Here is a 22,771-nt window from a genome sequence, read left to right as displayed (position 1 = left end):
CGAAGCGAAGCCGCTTCGATGGCCGGACACTGCTGCAAAGACAACTGCATAATAACAACCAACTCAAGGGAACATCATGTCTGCTCAAACCGGGACTATATCTTGCCTCTCCATTGCCGCAGCTTTGGCGATTGTCGGGCTTACTGCTTCAAATGCGCGGGCGGAACACTGGTCCATCGACGGTCAAAACCTGACCGTGGAACAGGTTGTCGGCCTGGCGCGGGACAATAACGCCAAAATCACTCTCACCGAGAGTGCGGACAAACGGATCGCCGAAGGCTTTGATCTGGTGATGGAGGCTGCCCTGCAAGGCAAGGCGGTCTACGGTCTCACGGTCGGCGTTGGCTGGAACAAGGATCGCCCTGTTTTTGCGATGAAGGACGGCAAGCGCGTTCTGGACGACGATCTGCTGAAACTGTCACGCGCTTTCAATTCGACGTCTCTTCGCGCTCATGGCGCAGGCGTGGGTGAACCGATGGCGATCGAAACGGTGAGGGCGGGCATGGCGATCCGTCTAAATCAGATTGCCACCGGTCGAACCGGCGTTCAGAGCGCCGTCGCGGAAATGTATCGACAGTTCCTGGAGCAGGGGATCACCCCGGTGGTTCCTTCGCGTGGTTCTGTTGGAGAGGCGGACATCACCCTTGCCTCCCATATCGGTCTGGCGATGGTTGGTGAGGGTGAGGTCTTCATGAACGGCAACCGCATTCCCGCAGCGCGCGCGCTGACTGACGCCGGCATCACTCCGCTTGAGCCGGTCGGCAAGGATTTTCTTTCGATCCTCAGCACGAATGCACTGACCGCCGGGCAAGCTGCGCTGCTTGCGCGTGATACGGCGGGATATCTCGAAAAGGAAGCTGTCGTCTTCGGTTTGGCACTGGAAGGCTTTAACGGCAATGTCGCCCCTTTCCTCGAAGCGACGAACGATCTGCGCCCCTTCGCTGAAAATACATCCGGGGCACAGATGGTTCGCTCTGCCCTTGGCGGCAGCTATCTCTGGTCACCCTCGAAAGATCGGGCGCTGCAGGACCCTCTGTCTTATCGCACCATGGCCTATGTGCTTGGCGGAGCCGAAATTGCGATGCGGGATCTGACCAAGGCGTTGGAAATCCAGATCAATCACAGTGATGATAATCCTGTCGTGGTTGCGGGTGCCTCGGACGACAAGGCTTCCATGCAGGTCTCCCAGTATTTTATCGAAGGAGAGGTATCTGGAGCGATCTATCCGAGTGCAGGTTTTGAGATGCTGCCGGTGGCTTCAAGGGTTGAAGCACTGAACACGGCACTGGTGCGCCTGTCACAGGCCATTACGATGCAGACGATCCGCTTCGAGAACCCGGATTTGACGCATCTTTCGCGGTTCCTCGCTGCTGAAACCAATCAAGGACACGCGTTTGGTGCGATCCAGAAGCCACTTGTTGCGCTTCTGGCCGAAAATCAGCAGATCGGCGCGCAAGCCCCCGTCGGTTCGATCGCAATGGCAGGAAATATCGAGGATCTGGACAGCCACGCCCCGCTTTCGGTCGCCAATCTCGGCCGGATTCTGGATAACCTTTACTGGATGTCGTCAATCCAGCTGCTACATGCGGCGCAAGCTGTTGATCTGCGCAAGCCCGGGCAATTGGGAGCGGAAACAAAAGCACTGTTTGAAGACTATCGCCGGGATGTGCCCTTTGTGGCGACGGACCGAATATACAGCAATGATTTCAATACGGGTTATCGTTTTCTGAAGGCCCGTTGAGCGGTTGTTGTGTTGGCGTTGAACCAAATGAGAGGACCGACGTCTTTGGGCCGTTTCGCAAAGCAAATACGCGACGCGCGGCACGACTCGAAGACCTCGGCCATTCGATCCATGAGGAGCCTTGGATAGGATGGGGCGTCGCCATTTTTTAGATCAGCCTGGATGTGGCCTCTGTCACCTGGCGAGCGGCTTTTTCATTTTCCCGTATCGGACAGATCAGGATCGAATGGCTCGACATCCACCACTGATCGCGCTGGCTTAAGCTATGAGGTTACGAGCCAAAGCATCCGCGAAATCATTTCCCGCTATACCGGAATGTCCCTTGCACCACTCTATGTCCACGTTCGGATTGCGAAGGAGCAAGCTATCCACACTCCGCCAAAGAGCTTCATCCGGTATTTGTCGTTTCCGAGCTCGCGAATTGGGGTTGATGCGTTTCCAACCGTTGGTCCGCCAGATTTTGCGATGGCGATGGCAACCCTCGACGACATGAGCGGAGTCGGTCCAAAGGACGGTTGTCCGGCCTGGAGCGTGAGCATCCAGCCATAAAAGTGCGTTCATGACTGCCATTATTTCAAAAGAATTATTTGTAAGTCCGATTTCCGTCCCACGCGCAGCATGGAGCTGCTGCCCCGTCTCCAGCACGACGAATGCCCAGCTTCCCGACACTTCAACGGGGTCGTAAGAGCCGTCCGTGTAGATTGTGAGTGGCGCAGTCATCGAACTCGTTTTCCCGTGTCAAAACCGCCTGAAAAAATGGCAATGCCTTTGAGTCACTTCTCCAGATGGCGTTTACCATGTCCTCTTCGAATCAGAACCTGCTGTTCTTTGTATCGGGGCAGAAAACGTCTCGCTTTCACAGAGTAGATTGCACCAGATAGAGAGGTCTCCAGCGCGGTAACCTTCACTCCACAGCTTCAATGAGAGACATAGCCTCCGCGCTTCACGTCGCGAAGCGCGACGAATACGGCCGCTGCCAGCACGGCAATCATCGTGCCCGTAATAATCAGAACCGATCCATGCGCCTGAGTGAAGGCGCTGCGCGCCGCTGTCCGTATTGCCTCAGCTTCATCTCCACCCAACCGCGCCGCCGCCGTCATCGCTTCACCGATGGATCCGCCTGCGTCGGCTGCTGGGGAAAACGAGCGTGAAACTGCGGAGAAATAGATTGAGTTCACAAGTACTCCGAAGAAGGTGATCCCGATGCCGCCGCCGAGTTCGTAGCCAGTACCTTCCAATGCACCTGCAGCACCTGCCTTATCGGCTGGCGCGCTTCCCATGATGGCGATGGACGATGCCAAAAGACCGATGCCGAGGCAAAGACCAAGCATCGCCAGAAGCGCTGCGGTTATCGGCTGCGAAGCGATCAGATCGATGGATGCAAGACCGAACAGCGCCGCGGCGGCTCCCGTCATCGACAGCGTTGCGATCGGCCGAAGGCCGAAGCGGTTCGCCAGATTGCCACCGAGTGGGCCACCCACGGCGGCCGCGATGACCAGTGGCAGCATGAACAGGCCGGCATCGAGCGGGGACATGCCGAGCACGTACTGGAGTTCCTGCGCAAGCACCAGCTCAAATCCTGCCAATGCGCCGGAGGTGACGAACGCCATCAGCATGCCGGCAGCAATCGCTGGTTTGAGGAAGAGCGACAGGTCGAGCATCGGATTGCGCGACGAGACCTGCAGCCTGCCAAACCAGCCGAGCAGAATTATACCCGAAGACAGTGATGCCGCGACCGTACCGTTGATGCCGCCTTTCATCCCGGTCTTGATGCCGTAAACGGTCAGAACCAGACCCGCGACCAGCAATGCCGCCTGCCCGATGTTCCAGGCCCCGAGACCGGTACCAACCTTCTTCGGAACAAGGAACCAGACAAGGGCGATGACGACAGCCAACACCGGAAGATTGACGAGGAAGACCGATCCCCACCAGAAGTGCTCGAGCAGGATGCCCCCGACAAGCGGACCGATGGCGGCGCCCGCCATGCCGACCACACTCCACAAACCGAGTGCCCGTGCCCGCTCGCCATCATCCTCGAATGTCGTGCGAATGATGGCAAGGACACAGGGCATGATCATCGAAGCGCCAACGCCAAGGATGGCACGGGAACCGATCAGCATCGCGGGCGAGGTCGAGAAAGCGGCCGCAGCCGATGCTATGCCGAACACGACAAGTCCGGTCAAAAGCATCCGCCGGTAGCCCATGCGGTCTGCAAGCGTTCCCATCGGCACCAGCAGGCCGGCCATGACAAGCGCATAGATATCGATGATCCAGAGCACCTCGGTACCGGAAGCACCAAGTGCGATTGTCAGTGAAGGCACCGCAATATGGAGAATGGTGAGGTCGAGCACGACGGGCAGAAAGGCCATCATGACGGCAGAGAGAATAAGCCAACGATTGGCGGAGGACATGCGAGACACCTGCAATGCGAATTTTTTATCAGAACGATCGTTTCACTATTGCATTAATACACGATCGTTCGTAAAGCAATCAAGTGACAAATTGGAGAATGATGTGGGTCGTATTCGCAGGATTCAGAAAGATGACATCTTGGATGCCGCCGAGCGCGTGGTATTGAAGCTCGGCGCCGCCGGGCTTTCAATCGATGCCGTCGCCCAGGAGGCGGGTGTCAGCAAGTCCACAGTCGTTTACGATCACAAGTCGAAGAGCGCATTGCTTGAGGCTCTGATCGACCGCCGTATATCGCAGGAACTGGAGCGGCAGGCAAAATCGGTCGAAGATGCTGCCGATACCCCTCATCCCGAGCTTTTCGGGCGGATCAAGCTTGCCGAACGTGTCGTGGATGATACCGAACGCGCGGTTGCCATGGCGATCAGCGCCTCCCTTTCGTCCGAGGAGAAGCTCCAGCAGCAGATGCGTGACTGGACGTTGGCAGACCTCAAGGCCATGGGCGAGGGTGCCCGTCCCGAAGCGGCGCTGATGGCTTATCTTACCCTCTCGGGCTTCTATTTTACCGAACTTTTCGGCTTCCACCAGTGGAGCCAGGATGATCAAGCCAGAATTCTCGAAGGTGTACGAACGATCTACACATCCTATCCCGAGAAGTAATCATCGCCCGTAGGGGCCAATAACAGCCGATTCAAGGAAGAAACATGTACCGCTGCAGCCAACTGCCGCGCCTAAGGGCGTGCCTTATTGCAACCTCTATTCTCGCTCTGACGGCGACGACTGCCCTTGCGCAGGAGGGCGGGGAGATGCCGCCCGCCGCCGTCGGTGTCATCGATCTCAAGGGCCATGCGATCCCGGTTATCAGTGAGCTTCCGGGCCGCGTGGCCGCCACTCGGGTCTCCGAAGTGCGCGCCCGCGTTTCCGGTATCTTGCAGGAGCGCGTTTTCGAACAGGGCGCGCTCGTGAAGGAAGGTGACGTCCTTTATCGGATCGATCCCCGTCTCTTCAAAGTCCGGGTTGCCAGCGCACAGGCAACCCTTCGCCGGGCGGAAGCCACGCGCGACAATGCCAAGGTTCAGCTGGAACGGCAGAGGATGCTGCGTGAACGCAATGTTGCGAGCGGCATCGACTATGACACCGCGGCCGTTAATCTTGCTCAGGCAGAGGCCGATGTAGCGCTCCAGCAGGCTTCTCTCGAGGAAGCAAAGATCAATCTCGAATATACCGAGGTTCGTGCTCCGATCACCGGCATCATCGGCGGCGCGCTCGTCACCGAAGGCGCGCTTGTTACCGCGGATGGTACATCGAGCCTTGCGCTCATTCAGCAGATCAACCCTGTCTATGCCGACTTCACCCAGTCCGCGCAGGATCTTCTGGCGCTACGCCGCGCCGTTACCGACGGCAAGCTGGCAAGCCCCGCTCCCGGGCAGGCAAGTGTAGAGCTGGTTTTTGATGGCGGTGATGTCTACGGCGGGAAAGGCAAGCTGCTGTTTTCCAGCGCCAACGTGGATTCAACGACCGGTCAGGTGACATTGCGTGCCGAGTTTCCCAACCCGAATGGCGATCTCTTGCCCGGCATGTATGTGCGCGTGCGCATCGAGCAGGCCGTCCGTCAGGACGCAATCACCATTCCTCAGCGTTCCGTGCTGAGAACCCAGGACGGCAAGGCACAGGTCTACGTTGTCGAGGCTGACGACATTGCAAAGCTGCGGGATGTCCAGCTTGGACAGGCGCTTGGCCAGGAATGGGTGGTCGAGAGCGGCCTAAAGGAGGGCGAGAAAGTCGTGGTCGACGGTGTGCAGAAGGTTCAGCCGGACACCAGGGTCGCCGCCGAATCCTGGTCGGCGGAAGAACACAAGCAATCTGGCGGCGTAATTCCCGCCAACTCGGGAAATTCAAGGTAATATAATGGCACAGTTCTTTATCAGCAGGCCGATCCTTGCCTGGGTCTTCGCCCTGTTCATTTCCATAGCGGGCATCATCGCCTTGCCCTTTCTGCCGATTGCGCAATACCCCAAGGTTGCGCCGCCGCAGCTCACCATTTCCACCTCCTATCCCGGCGCTTCCCCGCAGGAAATCTATCAGGGTGTGACGCGCCTGATCGAGGAGGAGCTGAACGGCGTCGCCAACATGATGTATTTCGAATCGACGTCGGACACATCAGGCGCCGTCAGCATCAACGCCACCTTCGAGGCTGGCACCAACATCGATCAGGCATCGGTCAACGTACAGAACGCCATCCGGCGCGTGGAGTCCCGTCTTCCGTCTGCGGTCACTTCGCAGGGCGTAAACGTCGAAGAAGCCGCATCGGGCTTCCTGATGATGATCACGCTGACCTCCACCGATGGTCGCATGGACGAAGTCGCACTTGGCGATTATCTAAACCGAAACGTTCTTGGTGAAATTCGCCGTATTGACGGCGTCGGTCGCGCCCAGATGTTCGCGGCCCAGCGCGCCATGCGCGTCTGGATCGACCCGGACAAGATGGTCGGCCTGAACCTGACGGCGGCAGACATCAATGCCGCCATCACCGCCCAGAACGCCCAGGTGGCTGCCGGCCAGATCGGCGCTGCCCCAAACCCTGTCTCGCAGGATCTGACTGCCACGGTTCTTGTACAGGGCCAGTTGTCCGATCCCAGGGCGTTCGGCGAGATCATTCTCCGCGCAAACCCCGATGGCAGCGCGGTCCTTCTGAAGGATGTCGCGAGGATCGAACTTGGCGCGGAGAACTACAACTTTACCAGCCGCCTGAACGGGCAACCGAGTGCTGCGGTCGGTATTCAGCTTTCCTCGACGGGCAACGCGGTGGCGACTTCGAACGCTGTCAAGGCGAAGATGGACGAGCTGTCGCAGTTCTTCCCCAAAGGGGTTGAATACGCCACGCCATACGACACCAGCCCATTCGTCTCGGCCTCCATCGAGAAGGTTCTGAGCACGTTGATCGAAGCCGTCGTGCTCGTCTTCGTCGTGATGTTCGTGTTTCTGCAGAATTTCCGTTACACCGTCATCCCGACCCTGGTCGTGCCCGTTGCGCTGTTGGGCACATGCGCCATCATGTTCGCGACCGGCTTCTCCATCAATGTGCTGACAATGTTCGCGATGGTTCTCGCCATCGGCATTCTCGTCGACGACGCCATCGTCGTGGTTGAAAACGTTGAACGTATCATGGCTGAGGAAGGCCTCTCACCCAAGGCCGCAACCCGCAAGGCGATGGGGCAGATTACCGGCGCGATCCTCGGGATCACCCTTGTACTCGCATGCGTATTCATCCCGATGGCTTTCTTTCCGGGTTCGACCGGCATCATCTATCGGCAATTTTCGCTGACGATGGTCGTGTCGATCGGCTTCTCCGCTTTTCTGGCGCTGTCGCTTACCCCGGCGCTCTGTGCCACTTTCCTGAAGCCGATTGCCAAGGGGCATCACGAAAAAAAGGGGTTGGCTGGCTGGTTCAACCGCAATTTCGACGGCCTGACAAACCGCTACGTCAAGGTGACCAACGGCATGGCAAAGCGCGCCGGCCGGATGATGGTGATCTACCTCGCCCTCGTCGTTGGTCTTGGCTACCTGTTCATCAATCTCCCCTCGGCATTCGTGCCCGCGGAAGACCAGGGAACATTGCTGGTCGACATTCAGGGACCACCGGAAGCCAGCGCCAATCGCACGCAGGCGTCGGTCAGGCAGATCGAAGAAATCCTGAAAGCAGAGTCCGGCGTCAAGGATGTCATTGCGATCCAGGGCTTTAGCTTTTCCGGTAGCGGCGCCAACGCCGCGCTGATGTTCGTCACTCTCAAGGACTGGAGTGAACGCGATGCGGAAAACTCGGCGCAAGCCATTGCAGACCGCGTGAACATGTCGCTGTTCGGCCTTAAGGATGCGACCAGCTTTGCGCTTTCCCCTCCGGCTATCGAAGGTTTCGGTGCGACGGGCGGTTTCGCATTCCGCCTTCAGGACCGCAACGGTGTCGGCCAGGCCGCCCTGTCTGCTGCGGGAGCCGAATTGATGCAAAAGGCCGGGCAAAGTCCGGTGCTGACCGGCATGCGTGTGGAAGGTCTTCCGGATGCGGCGCAGGTTCTGCTGGTGATCGACCGCGAAAAAGCGAACACATTTGGTGTGACCTTCTCCGACATCAACAACACGATCACCGCTAACCTCGGATCGTCCTATATCAACGACTTTCCGAATGCCGGCCGCATGCAGCGCGTCATCGTGCAGGCCAAGGACCAGAGCCGTCTTCAGGTCGAGGATTTACTCAAGCTGAACGTCCGCAATGCCAGCGGCGGCATGGTTCCGCTGTCGTCCTTTGCAATTGCACAGTGGCAGAAAGGTTCACCGCAGATCGTTGGTTACAATGGCTATCCGACGATACGCATCTCGGGTGAACCTGCTCCCGGCAACTCGTCCGGCGCGGCCATCGCCGAGATGGAACGTCTGGCGGGCGAAATGCCTGAAGGCATCGGATTTGAGTGGACAGGTCAGTCGTTGGAAGAAATCAAGTCCGGTTCGCAGGCGCCCTTCCTGTTCGGCATCAGCCTTCTCTTCGTGTTCCTGCTTCTTGCAGGTCTTTACGAAAGCTGGTCGATCCCGTTCTCGGTCATGCTCGTGGTGCCGCTCGGTGTCATCGGTTGTGTACTTGCGGTCATGCTTGCCGGAATGCCGAATGATATCTATTTCAAGGTGGGCCTGATCGCGATCATCGGCCTGTCGGCAAAGAACGCGATCCTGATCATCGAATTTGCCAAGGATAATTACGCTGAGGGCAAGCCGTTGCTGGAATCAGCGATCGAGGCCGCAAAACTTCGCTTCCGCCCGATCATCATGACCTCGCTTGCATTCACGCTCGGTGTCGTACCATTGGCAATCGCCTCCGGTGCCAGTGCCGCCAGCCAGAACGCCATCGGCACCGCCGTTCTTGGTGGCATGATTTCGGCGACAATCCTAGGTGTGTTCTTCGTCCCGGCCTTCTTCGTCTTCGTGCTGAAACTGTTCAGGACGAAACGGCCGGAGGCGGACGATGCAGCCGCGAGTTCCGAGATTATGCCAGGCACGCATGGTTCGCGCACATAACCTCAATCGCAGTTCGAGATGTATCCTCCTCTGCACCGCAAGGCTCCACCCCTTTCCCCAAGGGGGGGAGCCATTGTTCCAATCCAGTCCTAGGTGATCGGATGCGCATTCGACACAAAACAGCAGGCACGTTTTTTCAGTGAACCAATCACCAAGCGCGTTGATGAGCGGTCACATATACGGCAGGCAGCTTTTCCTGAAAGAGCCAGAGATCGCTCGGCCGGCCGGGCGATAATCTAGGGTGCCAGTTCCGCCGAAAACGCCGATTTGATGAGTGTTTCGGTATATTCAGCGGCTGGCCTGTTGAATATGTCGTCGGTTTCTCCCTCTTCCACGATCGTCCCGTTTTTCATGACAATGACGTAGTCCGAAATGGCCTTGATGACAGAGAGATCGTGGCTGATGAAGATGTAGGAAAGGCTGTGCGTCTTCTGCAAATCACGTAGCAGGTCGATAACCTGTCCTTGAACGGACCGGTCCAGCGCAGAGGTAGGTTCATCGAGAATGACGACATCCGGCTTGAGGATGATCGCACGGGCAATTGCGATACGCTGGCGTTGCCCGCCTGAAAACTCGTGCGGGTAGCGGTTGCGGGTGGCTGGATCGAGACCGACTTCTTTCAGTGCTTCGATAGCCCTTTTGTCCCGCTCCGCACGGCTCAAGCGTTGCTCATGCACGAACAGACCTTCAGTGATTATCTCTCCGACCGTCTGTCTTGGCGAAAGCGAACCATAGGGATCCTGAAACACAAGCTGCAAATGCCGCCGCAATGGCCGCATGGCCTTTCGGTCAAGGTCACTGATTTCCGTCTCGCCAAAGAAAATGCGGCCCTTGGAATGGGCAAGGCGTAGAAGCGCGCGACCGAGGGTGGATTTGCCTGATCCGGACTCACCGACGATGCCGATGGTTTGTCCCTGGCGAAGGCTGAGATTGACGTCGTCGACAGCCCGAAACTTGCTCGACTTCGACAGGAAACCACCCGGAATTTTATAATCGACCGTCACGTTCCGCCCGGAGAGAACGACAGGCGCCTCTTTGCCGACTGGCGACTTGTGCCCGCTGGGTTCTGCATCGAGAAGCATCCTGGTGTAGTCAGCCTGCGGGCGATCGAAGATATCTTCCGTCGTGCCGGATTCGACGATTTCCCCGCGGCGCATAACCGCGACGCGATCGGCAAAATGGCGGACAACGCCGAGATCATGCGTGATCAGGACGACGGCCATGCCGAAGCGTTTCTGCAATGACTTCAGAAGGTCGAGGATCTGTGCCTGGATCGTCACGTCGAGCGCCGTGGTCGGTTCATCCGCAATCAAGATGTCCGGCTCGTTTGCGAGAGCCATGGCAATCATGGCGCGCTGGCGCTGACCGCCGGAAAGTTCATGCGGGTAGCTGTCTATGCGCCGCTCCGGCTCAGGAATTCCCACGAGCTTCAGGAGTTCGAGAACGCGGGCACGCGCCTCCTTTTTGCTGCCACCCCTGTGGTGAACGATCGGTTCGGCGATTTGCGCGCCGATCCTGTAGAGAGGATCGAGCGAGGTCATCGGCTCCTGGAAAATCATGGTGATTTTCGCACCCCGGATATTGTTGAGCTCGTTGACCGGCAGGCCGATCAACTCGCGTCCACGATATTTTGCCGAACCCTCGATAATGCCGTTGGATGCAAGCAGCCCCATGATGCCCATCATGGTCTGGCTTTTGCCGGAACCGGATTCTCCGACGACGGCAAGCGTTTCCCCCTGTTTAACGTCGAGATCGATGCCCTTGACGGCACTCACCGTGCCGTCAGGCGTCGTGAAGTCAACTTTGAGATTGCGGACGGTGAGGATGGTTTCAGATGTCGTATTCATGTCAACGATCCTTGGGATCGAGTGCATCACGCAACCCGTCACCCACGAAATTCAGCGAAAACAGGGTCAGCACGAAGAAGATCGCCGGGAATATCAGGAGCCACGGGGCTGACTGGATATTGTTGGCGCCTTCGGAAATCAGCGCGCCCCAGCTCGTAAGCGGCGCCTGCACACCAAGGCCGAGGAAAGAGAGGAAGCTTTCCAGAAGAATGACCTTGGGCACGACCACCGTAACGAACACGACGACGGGCCCGATCGTATTGGGAATGATGTGGCGGCGGATGATCTGCCAATCGCTCAAACCCAAGGCCTGTGCGGCACCCACAAATTCCCGCCGCTTCAGGGCAAGCGTCTGGCCACGAACGATACGCGCCATATCCAGCCATTCCACGGCACCGATGACCAGGAAGATCAGGATGAAGCTGCGGCCGAAAAACACCACCAGGACGACCACCAGAAAGACGAAGGGCAGCGAATAGAGGATTTCGACGAAACGCATCATCACATTGTCGACACGCCCACCGATATACCCCGCGGTTGCGCCGTAAAGCACGCCGATCCCGAGTGAAACGAGGCTGGCCAGAACGCCGACGGCGATCGAGATTTGCCCACCCAGCATCACGCGCGCCAGCATGTCACGACCGTTGGAATCGGTGCCGAAGAAGAAGTACTCGCGGTTGACGTCGCCTTCCAGCTTCAGCGTTCGGCCCTCATCTTCGGTGGCGACGACCTTTGTGTTTTCGAATTCGTTGGCGCGGTCGAAATAGCGTGTCGTGCGCGGGTCAATCGGGCTGCTGGAGGTGACGGTTGCCGTGAAGGTCTGCCCTTCGACTGAAAATTCCTTCAGCTCGACGCGCGCCCGGTTGGCAACGCCCTCCATCACGTCCTGCAGGTTGTTCACATCCGGGCGTGGCTCAAGGCTCGGCGGGACGGAGACATAGGACGAAAACACCTGATCATAGGTGTGTGTGAGGAAATGCGGACCGATGAACGAGAAAAGCGTGATCAGCAGCAGCATGACGGAACCTGCCATGGCGGCCTTGTTTCGTTTGAAACGCAGGGCTGCCAGCTGGAACAGGCTTCGGCTTTTTACCAATGGTTGAGGGGCAATATTGCCGGGGATATCAGTCATGTCTGACCCTCGGATCGAGCAGGCCGTAGAGAATATCGACCACGAGATTGAACAGGATGACAAAAATGGCGACGAGAACGACGGTTCCCATCACCAAGGTATAGTCACGATTGATCGCGCCGAGAACGAAGTAGCGGCCGACACCCGGAATGGTGAAGATCGTCTCGATGACCGCCGAACCCGTCAACAGCGCCGCGGCGCACGGAGCCAGATAGGAAACGACCGGAAGCATCGCCGCACGCATGGCGTGGAAGACCACCACGTTGCGCGTCGGAAGGCCATAAGCCTTGGCGGTGCGGATGTGGTCCATCCGCAAAGCCTCGATCATTGCGCCGCGTGTCAGGCGCGCGATGACCGCGAGCTGCGGCAAAGCGAGCGCGATCATCGGAAGGATGAGATATCGCAGCGATCCGTCGCCCCAGCTGCCGGCGGGCAGAAGCCCGAGTATGACGGCAAAGACAAGAGTGAGAACGGGTGCCACGACGAAGTTCGGCACGGTAACGCCAACCGTCGAAATCGACATGATCGAAAAATCGAAGGCACTATTCTGTCTGAGTGCGGCCAGAGTGCCGGCAAGAACGCCGCCCACCAGCGCCAGCAGAAGAGCATAGCTGCCGAGTTCCAGCGAATAAGGCAGACCCTTGCCGATCAATTGAGCGACGGTATTGTCCTTGTAGACGTAGCTCGGGCCAAAATCGCCGGTGACGGCATTGCCGAGATAGATGAGATACTGGCGCCACAATGGTTCATCCAGATGATAGGTTCTCATCAGGTTTTCCATCGTCTGCGGCGGCAGGGGACGTTCAAGATTGAACGGACCACCCGGTGCGAAACGCATCAGGAAAAACGAAATCGTGACGACGATAAACAACGTCGGCACCGCACTCGCCAAACGGCGCAGGATAAACGAGATCATGCTTTTTCGGGCTCCGGCATGGCACGGTGGTGTGAGCCACCGTGCCGACGCTGCTTATTCGGAAACGCTCAGGAAGCGGCTGAGGTGTTCGTTGGCAGCGTTGTCGGCCCAACCCTTGACACGGTTGGAAACCAGCCAGAGATCGGCCTGTGTCAGTAGCGGAGCGACCGGCTGTTCCTTCATGAGGATGGTTTCTGCCTCATGCAGCAGCTTGGAACGGGCAGCAGGATCCTTCTCGTCATAGGATTTCTGCATCAGCGCGTCATATTCGGCGTTGTTGAACTTGGAATAGTTGAAGGTCTTGTTGGAAGAGACTGAAAGCGCCAGGAAGTTTTCGGCATCGGCATAGTCGGCAACCCAACCGGCGCGCGCCACGTTGAATTTGCCGCCTTCCTGAAGGTAGCCATAGTGCGAGGCGACGTCGAGGTTCACCAGCGACACCTTCGCGCCGAAGGTGTTCTTCCACATATCAGCGATAGCCGTCGCGACGCGTTCATGGTTCGGGTTGGTGTTGTAACGGATTTCGATGGAAAGCGGCTTGCCGCCCTCACCGTAACCAGCCTCCTTCATGAGCTTGAGGGCTTCATCTTCCCGGTCGAGCTGCGACAGCGTGGCAAAATCGGCCTTTGCCGGCTCGCCGTAGGAATCCATGCCCGGCGGAACCATGGAGTAGGCCGGAACCTGAGAGCCGCTGTAGATCTCCTTGGCGAGGAAATCGCGGTCCACTGCCATGGAAAGCGCCTGGCGGACACGCACGTCATTATACGGCGCTTCGCGGGTATCGAAGGTATAATAATAGGTCGCAAGCGTCGGCGAAACGTGAACCTGTTCGCCATAGGCCTTGCGCAGACGGTCGATCTGATCCGCGGAAAAGTTGTATGCGAGGTCCATTTCCTTTGCTTCGAAACGACGAACGGATGCGGCCTGGTCATCGATCGGGTAGAAGATGACCTTGTCGATCTTGGTGTTGGATGCATCCCAGAAACTGGTGTTCTTGACGACCGTCAGGCTGTCATTGGGAACATGCGCTTCGAGCTTGTAAGCACCGTTCGAAACCATGACGCCCGGCTTTACGAAGTTCGTGCCGTTCTTTTCGTAGCTCGCCTTGGAAATCGGCAGCGCCGTCTGGTGAGCAAGAAGCTCAAGGAAGAAAGGTGTTGAGCGCTCGAGTGTGATCTCAAGGGTCTTGTCGTCCACCGCCTTGACGCCAAGCTGGTCAACCGGAACATCGCCCTTGTTGATCTTTTCGGCGTTCTTGATCGGGTAAAGAATATTTGCATATTTTGCGGCGGTCTTCGGATCTTCGACGCGCTGGTAGGAGAAAACAAAATCTCCGGCCGTTACCGGCGTGCCATCCGACCATTTTGCATCCGCACGCAGTTTGAACGTGTAGACGGTGCCATCCTCAGACAGTGTCCAGCTTTCCGCCGTACCGGGAATGATCTTGCCGGCGGCATCGTAAATGGTGAGACCTTCATAAAGGTCTTTCAGGATAAAGGCTTCGATGTTGATGGAGGTCTGTGCCTGATCGAGCGTCTGCGGTTCGCCGGAGTTGCCGCGATGCAGAACTGTTTCCGCAAGTGCGGAACTGGCGCCAATGAGAAGCGATCCTACCAGCAGAGTGGTGAGAGCTGTTGTTTTTATCGACATTGTTTTCTTTCCCCGTGAGTATTTTGAGTGCACAAACAAGGCCAAATCTCTCCGAAGTGCAACCACAATAAATTGTGAGTTGATGCGAAAGCCACAAGTTTCACTTAACTTGACATGTTCGCGGTAGACCCAGCAGTTTCTGATAGAACACTTTGGCTGAAGTCATCCTGCGCCAGGTTGTCCCATAGGGAACTGCCCTCCGACGACCGAGCGGTTCATGCCGAAGTCTCGTCGACGCACTATCCCTTTATACCGCTCGCCGCGATACTGGAGATGAACAGTCTCTGCAGGCAGAGATAAAAGATTAGCACTGGCAGGGTGATGATGGTGAGATAGGCCATGACTTCACCCCAGGGCGTGTTGAGCTGGAAGAAATATTGCAGCCCCACCATTACGGGTCTGTATGTCTCGGATTGGGTAACGAGAAGCGGCCATAGGTATTGCTGGCTGTACATGACGAGAAACTTCAGGATCGCCGCCGTTGCGATGACCGGGCCGCTGAGCGGCATCACCACCTGCGCATAAATCCGCAGCCAGCTGGCGCCGTCGATGCGCGCCGCCTCCAGCAGTTCCTTCGGCAGATCCTTGAAATATTGCACGAAGAGGAAAATCGTCAGCCCGTCTGCGATCCACGGAATGATCTGCACATGCCAGGAGTTGAGCCACCCCCAGGTAAATCCACCGCTGCTTATCCATGGCAGATTGTTGACTTCCAGCAGGAGTGGCACGGCAATTGTTTCAAAGGGAATGATGAGCGTGGCGAGGATGATCGAGAATAAAACATCCTTTCCGCGCCAGTTCAAAAAGGTGAAGGCGAAGGCGGCAAGCGAGCCAAAAAGCAGGGCGAGAAACACGGTAACGACCGTGACCAGAACCGAATTGAATATGAAGGTCGCAATCGGCGCCCGGGCGAAAGCTGCCGTGTAGTTTTCAAGCGAGAGATGTCCCACCGGCAGGAAGGCTCGTATCGACGTCGCGTCACTCAGCAATTGGTCATTTGGTTTCAGTGACGAGAACCCCATGAACAACAGCGGCAAAATGAAGATCGCCGCGAAGGTGAGCATGAGCACATAGTTGCCGATGAGAAAAGCGAGGCTTTTACGTTGTCCGGCCTGCATCATTGCTTCTCCCTTGTCAGGTATCGCTGGGTCAAGGAAATGCACAGAACGAGCAGGAACAGGACGACGGAGATTGCGGAGCCTGCTGCGATGTCCTGCTGTCGATATCCTCGTTCAACGGCCTGGTAGACGATGCTCTGCGTGGAATCGCGCGGTCCGCCCTTGGTCATCACGTCGATCTGCGCAAAAAGCGCAAAAGCCTGCATGGTGATGACGATGACAATCAGCACGGCTGTGTTGCGCAGCAGCGGCCAGGTTATCATGCTGAACCTCTGCCAGCGGCTCGCGCCTTCAATGTCGGCTGCCTCGTAAAGATCCGGAGAGATGGTTTGCAGGCCGGAGAGCCATATGACCATGTGGAACCCAACGCCCTGCCAGACCGACATCACCAGAATGGCCCATAAGGCGGTATCAGTTCTGCCCAGCCAGTCGATGGGCTGGAAGAGCCCGAAGCTCATGTAACTCAAGAGGCTGTTCAGGAGCCCGTTATCGGCTGCATAGATAAACCGCCAGAGCAGCGCCACCACCACCACCGACAGCACGACAGGCATGAAGTAAATCGCCCGGAAAATCGTGACGCCGGGGATATTCTGGTTCACCAACAGGGCAAGAAACAGCGCCAGTGCTGCCTGAACCGGCGCGACGACGACCACGAAGGAAAGCGTGTTGACAAGGGCTGTCAGGAATACGACGTCGCTGGCCAGAATGACGATCTGGTCCTCGCCCCAGCTGAAACTCTTATATTCCCGCATCCCTTCCAGATGGGGATAGTCGGGATTGTTGCGGGTGAAACTGCGAATTCTCGGATAGGAGACGGAGCCATCCGCATCCCGGCTGATGCTGCCGTCCGCCTCTTTTTCCGGTTCTAGCGTCAGCACGCCGATACCCAGCAGCCGGGTGTAATTTTCAACGCCGACAAACTCGGTCGGATTGGGAGACGTCAGCCGCTGGTTGGTGAAGGAAAAACCGAGCCCCAGCAGAAAGGGCGTGATCAGGAACAGCCCGATCAGCACCATCGCCGGTGCAGCCATGAGCCACCCCGTGACGCCGTCCCGGGTGAGTTTTCCCTTTGAAGAAAAGAACGCCATCGATCACGACCCCTATTTGGGTTGGTAACCGGAATTGCGCTCAATGTTGTTGTTTATCTCATCCGTTGCATTGTCCAGCGTATCGCCAACATCCGCACCGTTGGCAATGTCGGAAAGAGCCTTCGAAAAGACCGGCGAGATGAAGGCGTAAGCCGGAGTGACCGGACGCAACGTTCCCTGGCGCTTGGACAGTTCGAAGAAAACTTCGAGCGGGCCGCCCTGCTTGTAATTCTTCGTCATCTGGGCAGCCGAGGAGGTGGCCGGGATGAGGCCGACCGCATCGGAGAACTGCGCGAGATATTTGTCCTGGATGGCGAATTCGATGAAGGCGGACGCGCCTTGCGGATGCTTGCTGGTGGCCGACACACCAAACTGCCAGGATCCGGCACCGATCTTCGGTCCCTGCCCGAAATCAGGCGCTGGCAGGAACAGCAGGTCGTCGCCATATTTCTCCAGCGCCTTCACCGCAACCCAGTTGCCCATCCATTGCAAGGCGTGGCGACCTTCCAGAAAACCGGTTTCATGATCGGCAGGCGATTGTGACGTTCCGGGTGCCAGCTTCTTCTCAAACAGAGATTGCCACCATTCTCCGAACTTGACGGCACTGTCGCCGTTGAGGAAGTTCTCGGCTGTTTGGTAATCTTTCTTGTCGATCAGGCTGCCGCCGAAGCTCTCCAGAAACGGGATGAAGGCATAGCTGTACCATTCGGTTTTGTCGGCCATGCCAAGGTCGATCGCATATTCGAACTTGCCGCCGGCCGTGATTTTCTCGAGCGCCGCATTGAACTCCTCGCCGGTCCACGGTTGTTCCAGTGTGGGAATGCGAATGCCGTTTTCATCGAGAACCGATTTGCGGGCGAAGACCGCAACGGCCGCATCCCACAGCCCGACGGAATAGAGCTTGTCTCCCCACTTGCCCACGGCGCCGGGCAGGAAATTTTCAAGCTTTGCCTCATCGATCTGCAGTGGCTGCAAATAACCCGACCACGCCCAGTTCGGCATGTTCGGCCCATCCACATCCAGAATGTCGGGCAGCTTGTTGGAAAGTGCTGCGGCGGTGACGGATTCGTTATAGACACTCTGCGGAAACTCCTGAAGCGAGACCCGCCAGTCTGACTGAGACGAATTGAAGTCCTCGATGATGCCGGCCAAAATCTTGCGTTCTTCAACATTGCCCGCGCCGTGATACCACATCGTCAGGTCGGTCTGCGCCAGTGCCGCAGTGGAAAAAAACATCGACAGGGCGGTGAATGCGCCCGCAAAAATGGCTTTGGTGGTCATGGATGGTCCTCCTCCTGAAGAAGGGTAACTTCACCATCCAGAGATTGTTCCGAAGAAAATCAGCTGCAAAGACAAGCGCGGGATGGGACCCTTGGTCGCATCGGATGATCTTATAGAAACGGACGTTGAGGACAGGTCATGGCTTTCCAACCTCGATGTCAGGTTCGAAATAAAGCCGACGCTGCGCTTCAATCACTATACCGAAACCATCTTTGCCGCACGTGAAGGGCAGGGGCTGGCGCTTGGCTGGGGGCTTCTGGTCAAGACCTTCCTGGACGACGGGACGCTGGTGCCCTTTGATGACACCCGCATGCCTTCCGGCGCCCGTTACAACATTGTCCTGCCGATCAAATCGCGAAGGACAATGGCGATCGACCGCGCGGCGGCCTGGCTTACTGCGGCGCTGCATGGGTAAACGGCGGGATACATCGCTCAGTAACTGACCGTCACAACGACAGTATCGCTGTAAACTCCCGGTGCCGGTGTATTCTGCGCCGGGACGCGTCCATAGACGGTCAGTGTCTGCAGGGTACCGGTTCCGGTGCCGGTGGTGATTTGGCCGGCCGCACTTCCCCAGACATTCGTGCGGTTGACGTCGCGATAGAGCCCGTAGGTTATCGATCCGCCAGCCAGCACCATCCGGCGCGACGCCGGCGGGCTGTTGCTCAGGCCGCCGTTGAGCGCGACGCTGTAATTCAGGTTGCTGGTGCAGGTGAGCCCGATGGCCCCCGTCGCATCGACCGCGGTATTGAGAACGCCATGACTACCGAAATTGATGTTCTGCGCCGACACAATGCAGGTCGGCGAGACCGCAGCTGTAACATTGAAGGGCACCTGTGTCGGGTTCTGGGTTATGTCGGAGCAGTTCGGTGCCAATAAAAGAAATGACGTATAGGTGAAGCTGGTCTCGGCACCGGCAAAGCTGGAGAGATAGGGTCCACGGGCGGCAGCGGCCTGACCGGCGGTAATCCTGCCGTAAACGGTACGGGTTGTGCTGTTGAGAAGGAGGGGCAGCGCCATATCGATGGGCGGAGGTGATCCAAGCGCGGGCTGGGTGACCGATCCCCAGGGCGTTGTGCGACCTGAGTTCTGGTACAGCTGATAATTGAGGACGTTGCTACCTTGCAGCATCCGTCGGATGCCGCCCGATTGCCCGCCGCTACCGGCGTTGATGTTGGGGCAGATGCGGATTGAAAGCGCCAGCGACAAAGGGTTGGAGCAGGTCACCGACAATGTGGCGGTGGTATCCACGGCGCTGCCGCTTGTAAGGTTGACGAAGCCGAAACTCATGTCCGACATGCTGAAGCTGCAGCTTTGCGCCAGAACCGGTGTCCCGGACAGGAAAGCGGCGATGGCAAGCGCAGCGCGGGTCAGAACCTTCATTGAACGCTCCTGCATGTGGTTTCAAGGGTGGCGCGTGTCTTGGCGGCAGGGGAGACGGTAATCTGCGCTTCGCACTCTCCCTTTGTGGGTTGCGTGATGGAAAGCCGATGTGTTTCGCCGATATTATCGAGATAGGCCTGTCCGTCATAACCGACGATGAAGTCACGCTCACCGTCGATCTTGCCGGTCGATCCGGTTTCGATAAACTGGCCGCTTTCATCCTTCAGCGTCACCAGCGCCACCTGCCCCTCGGTTTCCACCTTGAAGTTGACGACTGCTCCGGCGCGTTCTGTCGGTTTGACGGTTTGTTTTGTCGTGTCGATGCGGGCATCGACGGGAAGATTGCTGGGGTCCAGCGTGATGTTGTTGACGTCATAGGACCGCAGGTTCGGAAGCAGTATCTTTCCGCGTCGGTTCGTCTGGCCGATGGGTCGGTTTTCCAGCAGAATATCGACGCCAGGCGCGCCGGCATCCACGACGGCGAAGGCGTCATCGATCCGGTTTCCAATAAAGACATCGCCGCCGGCCAGCGCTATTGATCCGTCGATCTGGGCATAGGCCTGTGTCGTGCGGTTGAATTGATCGACGCCGGCCGACACGCGCGCGACGCTGCCGCGATAACTGCCGGAGGCGGAGGCGATATCGTTGCCGCCCATCGAACCGCGCAGGCGCCAGCCATAACTTCCTTCCGCTTGTTCCTCGGATTTCCCGACTTCCGCCGTCATGGAATATCCGTCCGCATCGGAGGACATGCCGGCCGAACCGGAGACGCCGCCGCCGAACGACCAGGAGAGGCCGGCATAGATGCCATAGGAATTGCTGTCCTCGAGGTCCTTATAAGCGGTGATGAAGATATTGCCGTTTTCGCCGAAGGGCCGCGTGGCGGAAAGGCCAAGCAGCCGGGATTTTCTTTCATCGAAGGTTTCCAGCTGTGTGTAGGAGAAGTTAAGGCTCGTCTCATCGAAGCCGAGTTGCGTGGACACGGAAATCTGGTCGAGCGCGCGCGGTGGCCGCGCACTGAGCAGGCCGGCTATCGTGCGGACTTTTGATGTATCGGCGGAAACGGATGCCATATCGTTATAGTCGCCGAACGTCCGTTGCGAGCGGGCGTTTAACCGTACTCCAAGCAATTCGGCTTCGACATTTGCGGAAAGCTGATAACCGCTTTCCGCGCCAAATCGGCTCGATGCGCCCGAAATCGCCGCCAGTCCATGGGCTCCAAGCGTGAAGACGCCGCCGAAGCCGATATTGTAGAAATCCTCACCGCCTTCGGCGTGGCCCTCCAGCGTCAACCCGTCCGACAATCCATAACGCACCGTCGCCGAGCCGAGTGGCCTGTCATCATAATCGAAAGACGAGGTGCCGTAATTGCGCCGGGCAAAGCCAAGCTCGGCCGAAAAATCGATCAGACCCTTCGCGAGCAGATCCGGCGAGGTGTAAAAAGGCGTTTCGGACACGGTTTCACGCCCCAGCGCATCCCGCACTACCAGTCTTGCATTGCCCGCGCCGCTGATGACCGGAAGATTGGTGATGGAGAATGGTCCCTCGGGAACATCCTGCGACAGGCGGCGGATATTGTTGACATAGACATCGACGGTGGAGGGCACCGCGGCGGAGCCTGCGAATTCAGGCATTGGCATGGTGACGATATCCGGCCGTAGATCGAAGTTTCGGCGGATCTGCACGCCGCCCAACCGCGTTGGACGTGTCCAGCTCAGCCCCCCGGTAATCAGGTCTCCGGCCCGGTATGTCGTCAGGCTGTCCTCATCGGAGTAGCTCCAGGTGGTGTCGAGGCGCTGAGTGTCGAATTGCGACAGGCGGGATGTGCTCAGGACCTGAGACGAAGACAGCACGCCCAGCGGGCCAAACACCCGGCTTTCCAAAAGGGCGGAGACACCGTTGAAGTCGGTCAGATCCGACCATTTGTTGCCGCCGGACGAGCCGTAGATCGTGTAGTTCACCAGACCTCCAAAATCGCCAGTGGCCTTGTCCTGCACATCCTCGTCTTCCTCCTCGACGCTCCTGCCGGATGCGTCAATGACCTTGCTCGCCCGAGCCGCCGTGGGCAGGGTGAAATGGACCGACTGCGTGCTTTCATCATAACGCGTCACCACATCCGGCAGCCTGGAGACATCGATCCAGCCATCATCGCCTGCCGCGCTCTCAACCGGAGAAATCCCGATGTTTTTCAGCTGTTCCGGTTCGATAAGAAGCGACCCGGCGTCGTTTTGACGAAATGTGGCGATCAGTTCCGTTGAAACATCATTGATGTAGACTTCGAGCTGCAATTGCCCGGCTTCTTTTGCAGCAAAAGAAGTGGGCGGCGTCGCAGGGGGCAAATCCTGCGCCACGGATAAACTGCTCGATGAAAAGATCGTCAAACCTGCAATCGTCAAAACGGCAAGGTCAGCCGCCGTTGACGCGCGCCGTCGCATTGACGGGGCCGCCTTCGCTCTCAGCCGAAATCTTCAGTGTGCCACCAGCTTTTTTGCTGCCGGTTGCCGGAACAAGAAAGCTTGCGCCGGATTTGCCAAGCACATAGCCCACCAGGCCCTGTTGCTGGGCAATTGCTTGCCCGTTGCCACCCAGAACTTTCAGATTGGCGATGCGTATCCGTTTCTGACCATTGTTGGAAACGGATACCCTGTAACCTTTGCCCTGTGGCGTTATCGACCAGACCGGCTCGGCATCGCCTGTGGAAGCGGGCGAAAAGAAAACCGGGATGGAGTGGCGAACGACCAGACTGACCGTGCCGGACTGGGGTCTTCCCGCAGCGGGCAATTCATCCACGATGACGCGGTAGCTCTCTTCCGCCCTGATGGGTGTTTTGGAAAGCCGGACGATCCGGATAAGGTTCTCGGCGCCCGGCTTCAGCTGCGTCATCGGCGGGCTGGCGACGACGTCCTCCGCCGCGGTGTAGACGTCCGAGCCGTTTTGCTGGGTCCAGCGGAATATCCTGACCTGAACGTTGATCGGTGTTTTCGCATCATTCCATATGCGCAGGCTGGACGCCGCCGCCGGCGCCCTTAAATCCAGAATGACTGGTGAAACCCGCAAAGATGCGGCGTGTGAAGGTGAGACACTCAAACCGGCAATAAACGCAGCCGCTAAGGTAAAAAGACGCATGCGCGATCCTCCCTAT

Annotated in this window: 17 protein-coding genes; 5 read left to right on the top strand and 12 right to left on the bottom strand. The window is 57.8% G+C overall.

The annotated features are described in order from the left end of the window. The first annotated feature begins 76 nt into the window (after positions 1 to 76). Entirely contained in the window at positions 77 to 1,741 is a 1,665-nt protein-coding gene (locus tag EXN68_RS20375; protein ID WP_142842577.1) for an HAL/PAL/TAL family ammonia-lyase, read from the top strand. Positions 1,742 to 1,999: 258 nt separating this feature from the next. Here EXN68_RS20375 and EXN68_RS20370 read toward each other — a convergent pair whose 3' ends face one another. Both EXN68_RS20370 and EXN68_RS20365 read right to left on the bottom strand, forming a co-directional pair. Beyond that, on the bottom strand, positions 2,000 to 2,461 hold the full coding sequence (locus EXN68_RS20370; RefSeq protein WP_142842576.1) for a ribonuclease H family protein: 462 nt from the start codon (positions 2,459 to 2,461) through the stop codon (positions 2,000 to 2,002). 197 nt (positions 2,462 to 2,658) lie between these two features. Beyond that, positions 2,659 to 4,152 carry an MFS transporter gene (locus EXN68_RS20365; RefSeq protein WP_142842575.1) on the bottom strand — a complete coding sequence of 498 codons (1,494 nt, stop codon included), beginning with the start codon at positions 4,150 to 4,152 and terminating at the stop codon, positions 2,659 to 2,661. 103 nt (positions 4,153 to 4,255) lie between these two features. Between EXN68_RS20365 and EXN68_RS20360 the strand changes: the two genes are divergently transcribed. From EXN68_RS20360 to EXN68_RS20350, 3 genes are read left to right on the top strand one after another with little or no spacing between them, the layout of a single operon-like run. Then, complete coding sequence (locus EXN68_RS20360; RefSeq protein ID WP_142842574.1) at positions 4,256 to 4,810, top strand: TetR/AcrR family transcriptional regulator; 555 nt, start codon at positions 4,256 to 4,258, stop codon at positions 4,808 to 4,810. 44 nt (positions 4,811 to 4,854) lie between these two features. Then, the gene (locus EXN68_RS20355) at positions 4,855 to 6,054 is read left to right on the top strand and encodes an efflux RND transporter periplasmic adaptor subunit (RefSeq protein WP_142842573.1); all 1,200 of its coding nucleotides are present in this window, start codon (positions 4,855 to 4,857) and stop codon (positions 6,052 to 6,054) included. Positions 6,055 to 6,058: 4 nt separating this feature from the next. Beyond that, the gene (locus EXN68_RS20350) at positions 6,059 to 9,214 is read left to right on the top strand and encodes an efflux RND transporter permease subunit (protein WP_142842572.1); all 3,156 of its coding nucleotides are present in this window, start codon (positions 6,059 to 6,061) and stop codon (positions 9,212 to 9,214) included. A gap of 236 nt (positions 9,215 to 9,450) precedes the next feature. On the opposite strand, the gene EXN68_RS20345 is transcribed toward EXN68_RS20350, so the two are convergent. The 7 genes from EXN68_RS20345 to EXN68_RS20315 all read right to left on the bottom strand — a co-directional run bounded on the left by EXN68_RS20345 (position 9,451) and on the right by EXN68_RS20315 (position 18,246). Further along, positions 9,451 to 11,061 (bottom strand): ABC transporter ATP-binding protein, encoded by a 1,611-nt coding sequence (locus tag EXN68_RS20345; RefSeq protein WP_161991411.1) that lies wholly within the window; start codon positions 11,059 to 11,061, stop codon positions 9,451 to 9,453. Position 11,062: 1 nt separating this feature from the next. Next, positions 11,063 to 12,193 carry an ABC transporter permease gene (locus EXN68_RS20340; protein WP_142842571.1) on the bottom strand — a complete coding sequence of 377 codons (1,131 nt, stop codon included), beginning with the start codon at positions 12,191 to 12,193 and terminating at the stop codon, positions 11,063 to 11,065. Beyond that, positions 12,186 to 13,109 (bottom strand): oligopeptide ABC transporter permease OppB, encoded by a 924-nt coding sequence (oppB, locus tag EXN68_RS20335; RefSeq protein WP_142842570.1) that lies wholly within the window; start codon positions 13,107 to 13,109, stop codon positions 12,186 to 12,188. Before oppB ends, EXN68_RS20340 begins: the two co-directional genes overlap by 8 nt. A 54-nt stretch (positions 13,110 to 13,163) precedes the next feature. Further along, entirely contained in the window at positions 13,164 to 14,759 is a 1,596-nt protein-coding gene (locus EXN68_RS20330; RefSeq protein ID WP_142842569.1) for a peptide ABC transporter substrate-binding protein, read from the bottom strand. A 239-nt stretch (positions 14,760 to 14,998) separates the two neighbouring features. Next, the gene (locus tag EXN68_RS20325; protein ID WP_142842568.1) at positions 14,999 to 15,880 is read right to left on the bottom strand and encodes a carbohydrate ABC transporter permease; all 882 of its coding nucleotides are present in this window, start codon (positions 15,878 to 15,880) and stop codon (positions 14,999 to 15,001) included. Beyond that, positions 15,877 to 16,965: a carbohydrate ABC transporter permease gene (locus tag EXN68_RS20320; RefSeq protein ID WP_142842567.1), complete on the bottom strand. Its 1,089-nt coding sequence runs from the start codon at positions 16,963 to 16,965 to the stop codon at positions 15,877 to 15,879. Before EXN68_RS20320 ends, EXN68_RS20325 begins: the two co-directional genes overlap by 4 nt. A gap of 12 nt (positions 16,966 to 16,977) precedes the next feature. Next, entirely contained in the window at positions 16,978 to 18,246 is a 1,269-nt protein-coding gene (locus tag EXN68_RS20315) for a sugar ABC transporter substrate-binding protein (protein ID WP_142842566.1), read from the bottom strand. 91 nt (positions 18,247 to 18,337) lie between these two features. Here EXN68_RS20315 and EXN68_RS20310 point away from each other — a divergent pair, with 91 nt between their 5' ends. Beyond that, positions 18,338 to 18,661, top strand: a complete 324-nt coding sequence (locus EXN68_RS20310; protein WP_237681436.1) for a type 2 periplasmic-binding domain-containing protein — start codon at positions 18,338 to 18,340, stop codon at positions 18,659 to 18,661. Between the two features lie 17 nt (positions 18,662 to 18,678). Here the strand turns inward: EXN68_RS20310 and EXN68_RS20305 are convergent, their stop codons facing one another. Genes EXN68_RS20305 through EXN68_RS20295 form a run of 3 tightly spaced genes read right to left on the bottom strand, consistent with a single transcriptional unit; the run spans position 18,679 to position 22,755 of the window. Continuing rightward, complete coding sequence (locus EXN68_RS20305; protein WP_142842564.1) at positions 18,679 to 19,629, bottom strand: Csu type fimbrial protein; 951 nt, start codon at positions 19,627 to 19,629, stop codon at positions 18,679 to 18,681. Then, the gene (locus EXN68_RS20300) at positions 19,626 to 22,064 is read right to left on the bottom strand and encodes a fimbria/pilus outer membrane usher protein (protein WP_142842563.1); all 2,439 of its coding nucleotides are present in this window, start codon (positions 22,062 to 22,064) and stop codon (positions 19,626 to 19,628) included. The genes EXN68_RS20305 and EXN68_RS20300 overlap by 4 nt, the downstream gene beginning before the upstream one ends. Continuing rightward, positions 22,036 to 22,755, bottom strand: coding sequence for a fimbrial biogenesis chaperone (locus tag EXN68_RS20295; protein ID WP_142842562.1), 720 nt, complete (start codon positions 22,753 to 22,755; stop codon positions 22,036 to 22,038). The genes EXN68_RS20300 and EXN68_RS20295 overlap by 29 nt, the downstream gene beginning before the upstream one ends. Positions 22,756 to 22,771: the final 16 nt, after the last annotated feature.

The organism is Martinezella rhizogenes, assembly GCF_007002745.1.
Classification (GTDB): Bacteria; Pseudomonadota; Alphaproteobacteria; order Rhizobiales; family Rhizobiaceae; genus Agrobacterium; species Agrobacterium cucumeris.
Note: the sequence above shows the minus strand (reverse complement) of the source record. Positions and strands in the feature narration are given on the sequence as shown.

Bases quoted from the DNA above. Each gene is read 5' to 3' on its own strand.
- oppB (WP_142842570.1), bottom strand. From the start codon at position 13,109: ATGATCTCGTTTATCCTGCGCCGTTTGGCGAGTGCGGTGCCGACGTTG.
- EXN68_RS20320 (WP_142842567.1), bottom strand. From the start codon at position 16,965: ATGGCGTTCTTTTCTTCAAAGGGAAAACTCACCCGGGACGGCGTCACG.
- EXN68_RS20305 (WP_142842564.1), bottom strand. From the start codon at position 19,629: ATGAAGGTTCTGACCCGCGCTGCGCTTGCCATCGCCGCTTTCCTGTCC.
- EXN68_RS20355 (WP_142842573.1), top strand. From the start codon at position 4,855: ATGTACCGCTGCAGCCAACTGCCGCGCCTAAGGGCGTGCCTTATTGCA.
- EXN68_RS20340 (WP_142842571.1), bottom strand. From the start codon at position 12,193: ATGACTGATATCCCCGGCAATATTGCCCCTCAACCATTGGTAAAAAGC.
- EXN68_RS20345 (WP_161991411.1), bottom strand. From the start codon at position 11,061: ATGAATACGACATCTGAAACCATCCTCACCGTCCGCAATCTCAAAGTT.
- EXN68_RS20330 (WP_142842569.1), bottom strand. From the start codon at position 14,759: ATGTCGATAAAAACAACAGCTCTCACCACTCTGCTGGTAGGATCGCTT.
- EXN68_RS20315 (WP_142842566.1), bottom strand. From the start codon at position 18,246: ATGACCACCAAAGCCATTTTTGCGGGCGCATTCACCGCCCTGTCGATG.
- EXN68_RS20350 (WP_142842572.1), top strand. From the start codon at position 6,059: ATGGCACAGTTCTTTATCAGCAGGCCGATCCTTGCCTGGGTCTTCGCC.
- EXN68_RS20365 (WP_142842575.1), bottom strand. From the start codon at position 4,152: ATGTCCTCCGCCAATCGTTGGCTTATTCTCTCTGCCGTCATGATGGCC.
- EXN68_RS20295 (WP_142842562.1), bottom strand. From the start codon at position 22,755: ATGCGTCTTTTTACCTTAGCGGCTGCGTTTATTGCCGGTTTGAGTGTC.
- EXN68_RS20375 (WP_142842577.1), top strand. From the start codon at position 77: ATGTCTGCTCAAACCGGGACTATATCTTGCCTCTCCATTGCCGCAGCT.
- EXN68_RS20300 (WP_142842563.1), bottom strand. From the start codon at position 22,064: ATGCGACGGCGCGCGTCAACGGCGGCTGACCTTGCCGTTTTGACGATT.
- EXN68_RS20370 (WP_142842576.1), bottom strand. From the start codon at position 2,461: ATGACTGCGCCACTCACAATCTACACGGACGGCTCTTACGACCCCGTT.
- EXN68_RS20325 (WP_142842568.1), bottom strand. From the start codon at position 15,880: ATGATGCAGGCCGGACAACGTAAAAGCCTCGCTTTTCTCATCGGCAAC.